Genomic DNA, 12,271 nt, shown 5'->3' on the forward strand with positions numbered 1-12,271 from the left:
GAGCTCACGGGCCGATGAAGGCGACGTGGGGAGTGGCGGCGTCCGCGACGCTGCACTGCCTCACGGGGTGCGCCATCGGCGAGGTGCTCGGCATGGTGATCGCCACCGCCCTGGGCTGGCACGACCTGCCCAGCATCCTGCTGGCCGTCTTCCTGGCGTTCGTCTTCGGCTACGCGCTCACCCTGCGCGGCCTGTTCCGCGCGGGCCTGAAGTGGCGTACGGCGCTGCGGCTCGCGCTGGCCGCCGACACCCTGTCGATCCTCGTCATGGAGATCGTCGACAACGGCATCATGCTGATCATCCCCGGCGCGATGGACTCCGGCCTCGCCTCCGTCCTGTTCTGGGGCGCCCTGGCGTTCTCGCTGCTCGTGGCCTTCCTCGTCACCACGCCCATCAACAAGTGGATCATCGGGCGGGGCAAGGGTCACGCGGTGATCCACGCCTACCACCACTGACCGCTCAGGTGGAGCGCGGCTCGCGCCGGTACGCGTCCAGGACGAGGCCGATGTCCTCCGCCTGGAGGATCCCTCTTCCCGAGCCGCTGTTTCACCGGTGATATCGGCGGCGTGCGTAATTTTCAGCAGTTGTTTCCCGGGATCCGGTTCACGCTGGGGGCGCAACTACGTCAACAGGCCTGGGAAATGGGAGTGACCTATGCCGCCGGTGATCGTGGGGCGTGACGGCCCGCTGTCCGGACAGCGTTATCCGATGGACGACCGGCCGATGACCTTCGGCCGCAGGAACGACAGCCGCATCGTCATCGCCAGCGGCCGGGCCTCGCGCGCGCACGCCGAGGTGCGGCACGAGGCGGGCCGGTACGTCCTGCACGACCTGGGCAGCCGCAACGGCACCCTGGTCAACGGCGTCCGGGTAACCAGGCACGAGCTCCGGCCCGGTGACCTGATCGCGATCGGCGACGAGGTGTTCCGCTTCGAGGCGTCCGACGACGCCGAGACGATCATGGATCCGGCGCTCATGCGGGAGATCGGCCGGCGGGCGGCGCGCGCGGTGGACCCCGCCGCGGTCCTGCGCGTCACGATCAGCGGCGGCGGCCCCGTCGGGCTCGGCTTCGCCCTGCTCCTCGACCACCTCATGGGCGAGCGGGTGGCGGTCACCGTGTACGACGGCCGCTGGATGCGCGACGGCGACCGGGTCGTGTGGAAGGGCAAGGAGCAGGGCAACGTCCGGCGGCAGCAGGTGGTGACGGTGCAGAGCCGCCAGTACCTGAACCTGCCGGAGAAGGTGCAGGCACGGCTGTTCGGCCCCGGCGCGTACACCGAGATGTGGCCGGCCGGCCCCGACTCGATCCGCGGCCGGAGCCCGCGCAACCTGCGCATCGCCCACATCGAGGACACGCTGCTGGCGATGGCCGGCGAGCGGCCCGGCCGGATCCGGCTGGTCCCGGAGCGGTTCGACGCCGGCGAGCACCCGGAGGCCGCGGCGCGGGACCACGTGCTGGCCATCTGCGAGGGCGGCCGGTCGCGCACCCGGGAGCACTTCGCCGCCAAGTTCGGCAAGGCCGACACCTCCATCTACTCGCTCGACGGCCACCACGTGCGGGACGTCGTGCTGGGCCTGCGGGTCAAGTCCGACCTGCCGGACCCCATGACGGTCCTGCTCACCGTGGCGCAGAACCGCTTCCTGCTGAACGCCCTGCGCGGCGAGGGCTTCCTCAACATGCGGCTGACCGACGCCGAGGCCGAGGAGGTCATCGGCATCGACCCGGTCCGGCGCGTGTTCGAGCAGTGCGTGGCCGCCAGCCCGTGCCTCATGGACCGGACCGAGCACGGCGAGTTCCGCTGCTCGACGCACAGCACGCTGTTCCTGCCCGCCCTGGTCAAGGGCTCGCCGCTGTGGGGGCGGGTGATGGAGGGGCTGCGGTTCTTCGGGGTGGCGGAGGAGAACCTGAGCGCGGTCACCGCGTTCCGGCTCGACATGGTGCAGCGGCCCCGCTTCACCGCCCAGCTCCACCCGCCCACCGCCACCACGCCCGGCACGTACGGGTTCCTGCTCGGCGACGCCGCCAACGCCATCCACTTCTGGCCGGGCCGTGGCCTCAACAGCGGGCTGGCCTCGGCCATCTCGCTGGCCAGGACGCTCAGCCAGGGCTGGCGGGCCCGGCCCTTCCGGGACGCGGACTTCATCCGGCACGAGGCGGCCATGTCGATGCTGCAGTACCGGCACAAGAGCCGCGCCTGGAAGGCGATGGTCACCACCGACGGGCACGGCGTCACTCGGGCGATCAAGGATCAGATCGCGCAGGGCATCGCCGAGACCTCCGCGCGGAACGACCTCCAGGTGCGCGACGACGCCGACCTGGACGCGCTCATGGACCGGTTACGGCAGATCCGCGACCGCCTGGCCCCGCGCATCCCCGGCATGCCGGACGACGCCACGCTCCGCCGCCACCTGCGCGGGCTGAAGGCGGAGACCCTGCGCGCGCTGCTGGTCAGCGGGGCGTGGGACACGCTGATCATGGGCGGTGAGGAGGTCGACATCGACCTCTTCTACCGCCAGGACCCGCCCGACGTGCTGGTGTCCGCGGCCCCGCGGGGCCCGGCGGCGCAGGCGGGGGAGCCGGGGGAGGGTCAGCAGGCCACCAAGGTCATCCGTCGCGGCCAGGCCTAGGACCCTGGGAAAGGCGGCGCCTCGCCGGATGCTCAGGCGATGCGGCGCAAGGCCCACTCGACCCCGGGGCAGCGGTCCATGACGACGTCGAGGCCGGCGTCCAGCGCGCGCCGGCCGGCCGCCTCGTCGATCACGCCCAGGGGCAGCCAGACCGCGCCGGCGCCCATCGCGATGGCCTCGTCGATCACCTGCCCGGCGTGCTCGGAGCGGCGGTACACGGCCACGACGTCCACCTTGCCCGGCACCTCGGCCAGCGACGCGTAGCCCGGCTCGCCCAGCACGGGCTCGGCGGCGGGGTGGACGGGGATGATCCGCCGCCCCCGCGACTTGAGCAGGCCCGCCTGGTCGTAGGCCGTACGGCCGGGATTGTCGGACAGTCCGACGAACGCCCACGTGCGCGCCTCGGTGAGGAGACGACGGATGACGGTCTCGTCCGCGAAACGGTTCCCCATGTCCCGGCTAACGCCCGGGGCGGGGCGGGCATTTCCTCCGGGTAGAAGTCACCACCCGCCACATCATGGCGGCAGGGGGCATACCTCGTGCCTGGTGGGCAGGAGGACAGAGGCGGCCCGGCCGGGCCGGGCCGGCAGGGGGATCTGACCGTCGAAGGGCTAGGAGGAGACACATGGATCCGTCAAGCCAGGAGACTGGCAAGGTCACCGGCACTCAGGACAAGGACTACAACCTGATCTGGTTCGTGGAGCAGTGCCTGAGCAACGTGCTTCGGCTGGAGAACTACATCGCCGACGCCGAGCGCACCGGTGATGGGGAGCTGGCGAGCTTCTTCCGCCGCGCCCAAGCCGAAAGCCGGAAGGGAGCCGAGCAGGGCAAGGAGCTTCTGAGCAAGCGCCTGGTCAAGTAAGCGCCCGGTTCTCCCGCGAAGGCGGCCGCCCGCACCGGGCGGCCGCCTTCGCGACGTGCCGCCTTCGCGACCGCCTTCGCGGACCGACGGGGGACAAGCGCGGGCTAGGCTGCCTGGCCCAGGTTCTCGCCGAAGAACCCGGCGATCCTCTCCACGGCGACGTCCACGTACTGCTTCCTGTCGTAGAGATCGACGTGGCTGGCGCCGTCGATCCAGCAGATCTCCTTGGGGCCGGTGGCACGCTGGAAGGCCGCCACGCTCATCCAGGACGTGACGGCGCGGCTGCCGACGACCATGAGCAGCGGCCGCCCCCCGATCAGCGGGATCGGCGCGAAGGCGTCGAAGGCAGCCATTTTGTCGACGCTGTCCCAGGTGAGGAAGCCCGCCGAGCGGGGGTGCAGGCCGCGTTCGGTGCGGTAGTACTCGAAGCCTTCGGCGCCGTGCTCCCCGCCGAGCGCGTAGGCCTGCTCGACGGTGCCGGGGAAGAGGGTCAGCACCGGCGGCTCCTCGCCCCGGGCCGCCACGGTGCGGGCGTGCGCCGCGGCGTCCAGCATGCCGAGGAACACGGCCGGGTCCTGGGTGCCGTCGGCGCCCAGGCGGAACTGGCGGGCGACGTCGACGGCGCTGACGGTGGCCAGCGCCCTGACACGGCGGTCGCCCGCGGTGGCCGCGAGGGCGTAGCCGCCTGAGGCGCAGATGCCGAGCACGCCGATGCGCTCAGGATCGACCTCGCTTCGGCCGCTCAGGAAGGAGACGGCGGCCTTGATGTCCTCGACGCGCTGCGCGGGGTTCTCCAGGCCACGGGGCTCGCCACCGCTCTCGCCCTGGTAGGCCGCATCGTAGGCGAGCGTGATGAACCCCCTCGCGGCCAGGTCGCGGGCGTAGAGGCCGGCGGCCTGCTCCTTCACCCCGGTACCGGGGTGCCCGACGACGATCGCCGGGCGGGGCCCCTCGGCCGGGGCGTCGGGGAGGTGGAGGTGGGCGGCGAGCGGGATGCCGGCGCTGGGGAAGGTGACGTCGATCTTCGACATGGGATTCTCCGTTGGGGTGGTCAGCCGGCGCGGTGCCGGGCACGAGTCCACAGTCGTCGTATCCCGGGGCGGGCAAAAGCGGCGGGTTCTTGCCTGGGAAAGAACCTGCCCCCTCAACTTCGGCACCCCAAGCCCGACAATGGATGACATGAGCACCACATCCGGACCGGGGGAACTCGGCGCCTTCCTCAAGGCCCGCCGGGCACAACTGGCCCCGCAGGACCTCGGGCTGCCCGAGCAGGACTCGCGGCGCAAGGTCGCGGGGCTGCGCCGTGAGGAGGTCGCCCAGCTCGCCGCGATCAGCGTCGACTACTACACGCGGCTGGAGCAGGGCCGCGTCCGCGCGTCCGCCTCGGTGCTCGCCACGCTCGCCCGCGCGCTGCGCCTCGACGACGACCAGCAGCGGTACCTGTACGAGCTGGCCGGCAAGACCGACGCCCGGCCACGCAGGCGCCGGCCCGCGCAGCGCGTGCGCCCCGCCATGCGGCGCCTGCTCGACCAGCTCACCGCGACCCCCGCCATCGTGCTGGGCAAACGGCTGGACGTGCTGGAGTGGAACGCCGGCGCCGTCGCCCTGTACACCGACTTCTCGCAGCTCCCCGCGGACGGGCGCAACTACCTGCGGCTGCTGTTCACCGACCCGGTCATCCGGGACATGCACCTGGAGTGGGAGCACGACGCCCGCGACGCCGTCGCCGCCCTGCGCATGGAGTCCGCCGCCAGTCCCGACGATCCCGAGCTCGCCCGGCTCGTCGGCGAGCTGTCCGTACGGGACGCCGACTTCCGCACCTGGTGGGCGGAGCACCGCGTCAACACCGCCACCTACGGCACCAAGCGTTACCGGCATCCGCTGGTCGGCGAGCTCACCCTCGACTGCGACACGTGGAGCAGCCCCGACGGCTCCGGCCAGCGCCTCATGGTGCTCACCGCCGAACCCGGCTCGCCGTCGTACGACGCGCTGCGCATCCTCACCTCGTGGACGCCCGCGCCGCCGAGCCGTACCCTGACGCGCTGACCCCGGCCCCGTTCGACCTGCCGGAGGGGCCGGAGGAAGGCGGGGCTCAGCCCGCTCGCGTGGCGTGGACCGCGGTGAAGGCCAGGAGCGGGGCGGCGGCCCGTGGCGGGTCCTCCAGGATGGGGGAGTGCCCGAGACCGGGCAGCAGCTCCACCGTCGCCCCGGGAACCGCGCGGTAGTCCGCGGCGGACGAGGACCGCCATCTCCGGTCGTCCGCACCGAAGATCACCAGCAGCGGCTTGCCGAGGGCCACCAGCCGGTCCGGGAGCGGCCGCTCCTTCAGGTACTCGGTGGTGCCCAGCATCGTCATGGCGAGCGTGTGGTACGTCATGAGGCGCACCTCGTCCAGGAGCTCCTGCGGGACCTGGTAGCCCGGGCGGCTGAAACCCGTGCTCGCGAACAGGCGGATCTGCTCGTCGGACGGCGGCCACTGCTCGGGCGAGATGGCGGCGGACCGCGGCGCGAGGTAGGAGTCCAGGCTGGGGCCGGTGTTGACGAGCGCGAGCGCGGTCACGAGGCCGGGCCGTAGCTCGGCGAGGGCGGTGGCGACCGCGCCGCCGCTGGAGTGCCCGGCGACGACGGCGTGCCGGACGCCGAGCCGGTCCAGTGCTTCGCCGACCCTGCGTGCCTGGTCAGGGGTCGCGTAGCTCCGGTCGTCCGGTTTGGCCGACCGGCCGTGCCCGAGCAGGTCGATCCGGATGACGCGATGGGTTCCGGTCAGCAGCGGGACCACCTGGTCCCACGAGCGGGCAGAGGAGGCGGACCCGTGGATGAGCAGGAGTGCGGGGGCGTCGGGCGGGCCGTCCAGGCACACGTGGAGGTCGCCGTCGTCCAGGGACAGGGTCATGGTCCCGGTCGTGTCAGAAAGGGGCATGAGATCACTGTCGCCGTCGGTGCGCGGGGACGGCTTGGACAAATGTTCCCTCGACCGGCCCGCGTAGCATGGGGCCGTGCGGACGTTCGTGCACGGTGAGGCTGTGTGGGGCGTCGTGTGCCCGCGGCGGCCCAGCCGGATGGCCGGGGTCGCGATGGCCGGGTTCCGGGTCCGGGCCCTGGACGCGCTCCGGATGGTCCCGCACCCGGCCGTGACGTTGCTGCTGGACTTCGGCGCCGGCTCGCCCGTCCTCGACGGCGCCGCCGGGCGGCGGCACCTGGGAAGCATCGTCGCCGGGCCCGGGTTCGGGTCGGGAGGAGCGGTCTGGGCGCGGGGCGAGAACGTCGAGTGCGTGCAGGTGCGCCTGTCCCCGGTGATCGCCCGCGCGGTCCTGGGCGTCGGCCTCGCCGAACTCGACGGCGCCGTGGTGACGCTCGACGACCTGTGGGGCCGGGAGGCGTCGCGGGTCCGTGAGCGGCTGGCCGAGGCCTCCTCCTGGGAGGACCGGTTCGCGCTGACAGAGGCGCTGCTCGCCCGACAGCACGAGGCACGGGCGCCGGTGGACCCGGAAGTGGCCTGGGCCTGGGAACGGATCGCCGGCAGCCGCGGCCTGGTCCGGGTCGACGGGCTCGCGGGGGAGGTCGGGTGGAGCCGCAAGCGGCTGTGGTCCCGGTTCCGCTCGCAGCTCGGCCTGCGGCCCAAGCAGGCCGTGAAGCTGGTCCGCTTCGACCACGCCGTCCACCGCCTGGTCGCGGGCGAGAGCGCGGCCCGGGTCGCGGCCGACGCCGGCTACGCCGACCAGTCGCACCTGCATCGGGATGTCATGGCGTACATCGGGGTGACGCCCACGGGTGTGGCCGGCGAGCCGTTCCTGGCGGTCGACGACCTCGCCTGGCCCGGCCTCCCGCTCACCAGGTGACCGGGAGTCCGCGAACGCCGTGGACGATGGCGTCGTTCTCGTACGGCCCTCGATCACACCGGGCGAGAGTGGCGCTCCTGCGGTGAGGAGGCCCGGCGCACGGCCGCCGCCACGCGGCTCCCCGGGAAGAAGCCCTGGCCGGCGCACGGGACGCCGCGCCCTGCTCGCCCGGACGTCAGCGCCCTGCTTGCCCGGACGTCAGCGCTCTGCTCACGCGGGCCTTCAGCGCCCTGCGACCTCGCGTACGGCGCCCTTGTCGGCCGACTCGGCCAGGGCCGCGTAGGCGCGCAGGGCGGTGGACAGGGGGCGGTCGCGATGCCGGGGCCGGTAGCCGGTGTGCTGTTCCAGGCGGTGGCGGCGGGCCGCGAGTTCCTGCTCGGGGACGTCCAGGCGCAGGTCACGGGCGGGGATGTCGATGGTGATGGTGTCGCCGTCCTGGACGAGCGCCAGCGGCCCGCCCGTGGCGGCCTCGGGCGACATGTGGCCGATCGACAGGCCGGAGCTGCCGCCGGAGAAGCGGCCGTCGGTGATGACCGCGCACACCCCGGCCAGGCCCCGCCCCTTGAGATAGGCGGTCGGGTACAACATCTCCTGCATGCCGGGCCCGCCGCGCGGCCCCTCGTAGCGGATGACGAGCACGTCCCCCGGCGACAGGCGGCCGGACAGGATCGCCTCCACGGCCTCCTCCTGCGACTCGGTGACCACCGCCGGGCCGGTGAAGACGTGCATGCCCTCCGGTACGCCGGCCGACTTCACCACGGCGCCGTCGGGGGCGAGGTCGCCGCGCAGCACCGCGAGGCCCGCGTCCGGCGAGTAGGCGTGGGCGGTGTCGCGGATGCAGCCGGTCGCGGCGTCCAGGTCGAGGGAGTCCCAGCGGGCCGACTGGGAGAACGCGGCCGGCGAGCGGACACCGCCGGGTGCGGCGTGGAACAGCTCCACCGCCTCGGGCGAGGGGGAGGCGCCGCGTACGTCCCAGGCGGCCAGCCACGCGTCGAGCGAGTCCGCGTGCACGGCGTGCACGCCGGGCCGCAGCATCCCGGCGCGGTGCAGCTCGCCCAGGATGGCGGGGATGCCGCCGGCGCGGTGCACGTCCTCCATCAGGTACGGGCCGTTGGGGGCGACCTCGCACAGGAACGGCACCGTGCGGGAGCGGGCCTCGATGTCGGCCAGCGTGAAGTCGAGGTCGGCCTCGCGGGCGGCGGCGAGCAGGTGCAGCACGGTGTTGGTGGAGCCGCCCATGGCCAGATCCAGGGCCATGGCGTTGTCGAAGGCGGCGCGGGAGGCGATCGCGCGGGGCAGCACGCCGGGGTCGTCCTTGCCGTAGTAGCGGGCGGCGAGCTCCATCACGGTCCGGCCGGCCTGCTCGTACAGGGCGCGGCGGGCGGTGTGGGTGGCCAGCGTGGTGCCGTTGCCGGGCAGGGCCAGGCCGAGCGCCTCCAGCAGGCAGTTCATGGAGTTGGCGGTGAACATGCCGGCGCAGGATCCGCAGGTGGGGCAGGCCGCCTCCTCGATCCTGGCCAGGTCCTCGTCCGGCATGCCGGGATTGGCGGCCTCGGACATGGCGGTGACCAGGGTCAGCCCGGTACGGGCCGTGCCGTCGCTCAGGACCGCCCGGCCTCCCTCCATGGGGCCGCCGGAGACGAACACCGTGGGGATGTTCAGCCGCAGCGCGGCCATCAGCATCCCGGGGGTGATCTTGTCGCAGTTGGAGACGCACACCAGCGCGTCGGCGCAGTGCGCCTGCACCATGTACTCGACGGAGTCGGCGATCAGCTCCCGCGACGGCAGCGAGTACAACATCCCGGCGTGGCCCATGGCGATGCCGTCGTCGACGGCGATGGTGTTGAACTCGCGCGCGATCCCGCCCGCCGCGGTGATCGCCTCGCAGACGATGCGGCCCACCGGCTGCAGGTGCGTGTGGCCGGGCACGAACTCGGTGAAGCTGTTGGCCACCGCGACGACCGGCTTGACGCCGATGTCCGCCGCCGGGACGCCGGAGGCGCGCATCAGGGCGCGGGCGCCGGCCATGTTCCGCCCGTGGGTGACCGTACGTGATCTCAACTGTGGCATGCCGCAATGCTGGTGGCTCGCGAGCGTACGGCGAAGACGCCCGTACTGCTAGCACTCCCGCTACCAGCACTACCCTTGTCCGGGTGAACACGGCGGCCGAGCGACGCAGAGAACTGGGCAGCTTCCTCCGCGCCAGACGCGCGGCCCTGGACCCGGTCTCCGTCGGCCTGCCCCCGCCCGGGCCGCGCCGCAGGGGCGGCCTGCGCCGCGAGGAGGTCGCCACCCTCTCCGGGGTCAGCGCGACCTGGTACACCTGGCTGGAGCAGGGCCGCGACATCCAGCCCTCCCGCCAGGTCCTCGACGCCCTCGCCCGCACCCTGCACCTGACCTCCGCCGAGCACGCCTACGTGCTCTCCCTGGCCGGGTACGCGCCGCTGCCCGCGGCCACCGCGGGCGCCGGGCGGACGGCGCCCGGCCACGTGCGGCGGCTGCTGGACGCGCTCGCCGGCTTCCCCGCCTACGCCATCGCCCCCGACTGGACGATCACCGGCTGGAACACCGCCTACGCCGCCCTGTACCCGAACGTGGCCACGGTGGACCCGGGCGAGCGCAACCTGCTGTGGCTGGTGTTCACCGACCCCTACGTCCGCGACCTCCTGCCCGACTGGGAGACCACCAGCCGCCGCTTCCTCGCCGAGTTCCGAGCCGAGGCCGGCCCCCGCCTCGGCGACCTGGCCCGCACCCCGGTCATCCAGCGCCTCCTGGCGGCCAGCGAGGTGTTCAGCGCCGCCTGGCAGGACCACCACATCGAAGGCTTCACCTCCCGCGAGCGGCTCTTCCACCACCCCACCGCGGGCGTCCTGCGTTACGAACACCACCGCCTGGCCCCCGCCGACCACCCCGACCTGCACGTGGTGATCTACACCCCGGCCTCGACGCACCCGTGAGCGACCACCCGAGGGGCGATCCTGATCGCCTCGGCGCCGACACCTGGTCAGGACCGGTACGCGGCTGCGCATACCGGTCGCCATGAAGGGAGCACGCCTAACCGAGGGCGTGATCGAGGTTGAAGGCCGCGCTGATGAGCGCCAGGTGGGTGAAGGCCTGCGGGAAGTTGCCGAGCTGCTCGCCGGTGTGCCCGATCTGCTCGGCGTACAGGCCGAGGTGGTTGGCGTAGGTGAGCATCTTCTCGAAGGCCAGGCGGGCCTCCTCGACGCGGCCTGCCCGGGCCAGCGCCTCGACGTACCAGAACGAGCAGATCGAGAACGTGCCTTCCGGGCCCTCCAGGCCGTCCGGGCTGAGCTCGGGGTCGTAGCGGTAGACCAGGGAGTCGGAGACCAGGCTGCCGCCGAGCGCGTCCAGGGTGGACAGCCACTTGGGGTCGGTCGGCGAGACGAACTTGGCCAGCGGCATCATCAGCACGGCCGCGTCGAGCAGCTCGTCGTCGAAGTGCTGGACGAACCCCTGCAGCCGCTCCGACCAGCCGTGTTGCATGATGTCGCGGTAGATGGCGTCGCGGTTCTCGCGCCAGCGCGGGATGTCGGCGGGCAGGCCGCGCTGGCCGGCCACGCGCATGGCGCGCTCGATCGCGACCCAGCACATCAGGCGGGAGTAGGTGAAGTTCCTGCGCCCGCCGCGGGTCTCCCAGACGCCCTCGTCGGGCTGGTCCCAGTTGTCGCAGACCCAGTTGACCAGCGTGCACAGCTCGTCCCAGCGCCGGCTTGAGATGGGCGTGCCCCACTTGTTGTACAGGTACACGGAGTCGATGAGGGCGCCGTAGATGTCGAGCTGGAGCTGGTCGACGGCGGCGTTGCCGATCCTGACGGGCCGCGAGCCGCGGTAGCCGTCCAGGTGGGGCAGCTCCTCCTCGGGCAGGTCGCTGCGGCCGTCGATGCCGTACATGATCTGCAGCGGCCCGCTCGGCCCGGTGCCCTCCATCCGGACGTGTTTGTCCAGGAAGCCCATGAACGCCTCGGCCTCCTCGGTGAAGCCGAGCCGCAGCAGCGCGTAGACGCAGAACGCGGCGTCGCGCACCCACACGTACCGGTAGTCCCAGTTGCGCCGGCCGCCGATCTGCTCGGGCAGGCTGGTCGTGGGCGCGGCGACGATGCCGCCGGTCGGCGCGTAGGTGAGCAGCTTGAGCGTGAGCGCGGAGCGGTGCACGATCTCCCGCCAGCGGCCCCGGTAGCGGGAGGCCGACAGCCACCTGCGCCAGAACGCGACCGTGGCGGTGAACAACCTCTCGGCCTCCTCCAGCGGGCAGCCGCGGGGCTCGACGCCGGAGACGAGCCGGTCGAGGGCGAACACGGCGAGCTCGCCCTCGCGCAGCACGAACCGGCTGCGGACGTCGCGGCCGTCGTGCTCGACGGGAACGCTGGAGACGAGCTCCAGGGTGAGCGACGGCGACTCGAAGAACGTCAGCCCGCCCTCCTGCGTGACGCTGTGCGGCTGGCGGGCGTAGTCGAAACGGGGAGCTACCAGGGCGCGGAACGGCAGCGTGCCGCGCACGCAGGTGACGCGCCTGATCAGCCGGTGCCGGTCGGCCTCGGAGGTGTCGCCCTCGATGGGCATGAAGTCCTGGATCTCGCCCACGCCGTCGTCCGCGAAGAAGCGCGTGATCAGGACGTTCGTGTCGGGGAAGTAGAACTGCTTGGTCGTGTACGGGACGTCCGCGGCCAGCTCGAAGGAGCCGCCCCGGCCGGCGTCCAGGAGCGAGCCGAACACCGACGGGGCGTCGAAACGGGGGCAGCAGTACCAGTCGATGGTGCCGTTGGTGCCCACGAGCGCGACCGTGCGCAGGTCGCCGATCAGCCCGTGCTCGCCGATCGGCAGGTAGCGGGGGTCGCCGGGTTGGTCGTGCCCGTCGTTCGCCGGGGCGGTGCTGTCTGGCTGCATGTTCTCAACGTAAGCAGCGACGGGCGCGACGTCGCGG

At 72.7% G+C, this 12,271-nt stretch carries 11 protein-coding genes; 6 read left to right on the forward strand and 5 right to left on the reverse strand.

Annotated elements, in window-relative coordinates; translation table 11 throughout:
* Window positions 1–14: 14 nt before the first annotated feature.
* Complete coding sequence (locus AB0I79_RS32990; RefSeq protein ID WP_357881349.1) at window positions 15–455, forward strand: DUF4396 domain-containing protein; 441 nt, start codon at window positions 15–17, stop codon at window positions 453–455.
* A gap of 199 nt (window positions 456–654) precedes the next feature.
* The gene (locus tag AB0I79_RS32995) at window positions 655–2,628 is read left to right on the forward strand and encodes an FHA domain-containing protein (protein ID WP_357881356.1); all 1,974 of its coding nucleotides are present in this window, start codon (window positions 655–657) and stop codon (window positions 2,626–2,628) included.
* Between the two features lie 32 nt (window positions 2,629–2,660).
* Here the strand turns inward: AB0I79_RS32995 and AB0I79_RS33000 are convergent, their stop codons facing one another.
* Window positions 2,661–3,080, reverse strand: coding sequence for a CoA-binding protein (locus AB0I79_RS33000; protein WP_357881359.1), 420 nt, complete (start codon window positions 3,078–3,080; stop codon window positions 2,661–2,663).
* 173 nt (window positions 3,081–3,253) lie between these two features.
* Here AB0I79_RS33000 and AB0I79_RS33005 point away from each other — a divergent pair, with 173 nt between their 5' ends.
* Entirely contained in the window at window positions 3,254–3,490 is a 237-nt protein-coding gene (locus AB0I79_RS33005) for a hypothetical protein (protein WP_357881362.1), read from the forward strand.
* A gap of 104 nt (window positions 3,491–3,594) precedes the next feature.
* On the opposite strand, the gene AB0I79_RS33010 is transcribed toward AB0I79_RS33005, so the two are convergent.
* On the reverse strand, window positions 3,595–4,521 hold the full coding sequence (locus AB0I79_RS33010; RefSeq protein ID WP_357881366.1) for an alpha/beta hydrolase: 927 nt from the start codon (window positions 4,519–4,521) through the stop codon (window positions 3,595–3,597).
* 148 nt (window positions 4,522–4,669) lie between these two features.
* Between AB0I79_RS33010 and AB0I79_RS33015 the strand changes: the two genes are divergently transcribed.
* The gene (locus AB0I79_RS33015) at window positions 4,670–5,536 is read left to right on the forward strand and encodes a helix-turn-helix transcriptional regulator (RefSeq protein WP_357881369.1); all 867 of its coding nucleotides are present in this window, start codon (window positions 4,670–4,672) and stop codon (window positions 5,534–5,536) included.
* A gap of 46 nt (window positions 5,537–5,582) precedes the next feature.
* Here AB0I79_RS33015 and AB0I79_RS33020 read toward each other — a convergent pair whose 3' ends face one another.
* Window positions 5,583–6,410, reverse strand: coding sequence for an alpha/beta hydrolase (locus AB0I79_RS33020; protein WP_357881372.1), 828 nt, complete (start codon window positions 6,408–6,410; stop codon window positions 5,583–5,585).
* 76 nt (window positions 6,411–6,486) lie between these two features.
* On the opposite strand from AB0I79_RS33020, the gene AB0I79_RS33025 reads away from it, so the two are divergent.
* Window positions 6,487–7,329: a helix-turn-helix domain-containing protein gene (locus AB0I79_RS33025; RefSeq protein WP_357881375.1), complete on the forward strand. Its 843-nt coding sequence runs from the start codon at window positions 6,487–6,489 to the stop codon at window positions 7,327–7,329.
* 222 nt (window positions 7,330–7,551) lie between these two features.
* Here the strand turns inward: AB0I79_RS33025 and ilvD are convergent, their stop codons facing one another.
* Entirely contained in the window at window positions 7,552–9,399 is a 1,848-nt protein-coding gene (gene ilvD / locus AB0I79_RS33030) for a dihydroxy-acid dehydratase (protein WP_357881378.1), read from the reverse strand.
* An 83-nt stretch (window positions 9,400–9,482) separates the two neighbouring features.
* Between ilvD and AB0I79_RS33035 the strand changes: the two genes are divergently transcribed.
* Window positions 9,483–10,286, forward strand: a complete 804-nt coding sequence (locus tag AB0I79_RS33035; protein ID WP_357881381.1) for a helix-turn-helix transcriptional regulator — start codon at window positions 9,483–9,485, stop codon at window positions 10,284–10,286.
* Window positions 10,287–10,383: 97 nt separating this feature from the next.
* Here the strand turns inward: AB0I79_RS33035 and AB0I79_RS33040 are convergent, their stop codons facing one another.
* Window positions 10,384–12,234 carry a glycoside hydrolase family 15 protein gene (locus AB0I79_RS33040; protein WP_357881384.1) on the reverse strand — a complete coding sequence of 617 codons (1,851 nt, stop codon included), beginning with the start codon at window positions 12,232–12,234 and terminating at the stop codon, window positions 10,384–10,386.
* Window positions 12,235–12,271 lie beyond the last annotated feature (37 nt).

Origin of the sequence: Nonomuraea sp. NPDC050202, assembly GCF_040656115.1 — a bacterium.
In the GTDB taxonomy this organism is placed as follows: domain Bacteria; phylum Actinomycetota; class Actinomycetes; order Streptosporangiales; family Streptosporangiaceae; genus Nonomuraea.

Bases quoted from the DNA above. Each gene is read 5' to 3' on its own strand.
- AB0I79_RS32995 (WP_357881356.1), top strand. From the start codon at position 655: ATGCCGCCGGTGATCGTGGGGCGTGACGGCCCGCTGTCCGGACAGCGT.
- AB0I79_RS33000 (WP_357881359.1), bottom strand. From the start codon at position 3,080: ATGGGGAACCGTTTCGCGGACGAGACCGTCATCCGTCGTCTCCTCACC.
- AB0I79_RS33005 (WP_357881362.1), top strand. From the start codon at position 3,254: ATGGATCCGTCAAGCCAGGAGACTGGCAAGGTCACCGGCACTCAGGAC.
- AB0I79_RS33020 (WP_357881372.1), bottom strand. From the start codon at position 6,410: ATGCCCCTTTCTGACACGACCGGGACCATGACCCTGTCCCTGGACGAC.
- AB0I79_RS33015 (WP_357881369.1), top strand. From the start codon at position 4,670: ATGAGCACCACATCCGGACCGGGGGAACTCGGCGCCTTCCTCAAGGCC.
- ilvD (WP_357881378.1), bottom strand. From the start codon at position 9,399: ATGCCACAGTTGAGATCACGTACGGTCACCCACGGGCGGAACATGGCC.
- AB0I79_RS33010 (WP_357881366.1), bottom strand. From the start codon at position 4,521: ATGTCGAAGATCGACGTCACCTTCCCCAGCGCCGGCATCCCGCTCGCC.
- AB0I79_RS32990 (WP_357881349.1), top strand. From the start codon at position 15: ATGAAGGCGACGTGGGGAGTGGCGGCGTCCGCGACGCTGCACTGCCTC.
- AB0I79_RS33040 (WP_357881384.1), bottom strand. From the start codon at position 12,234: ATGCAGCCAGACAGCACCGCCCCGGCGAACGACGGGCACGACCAACCC.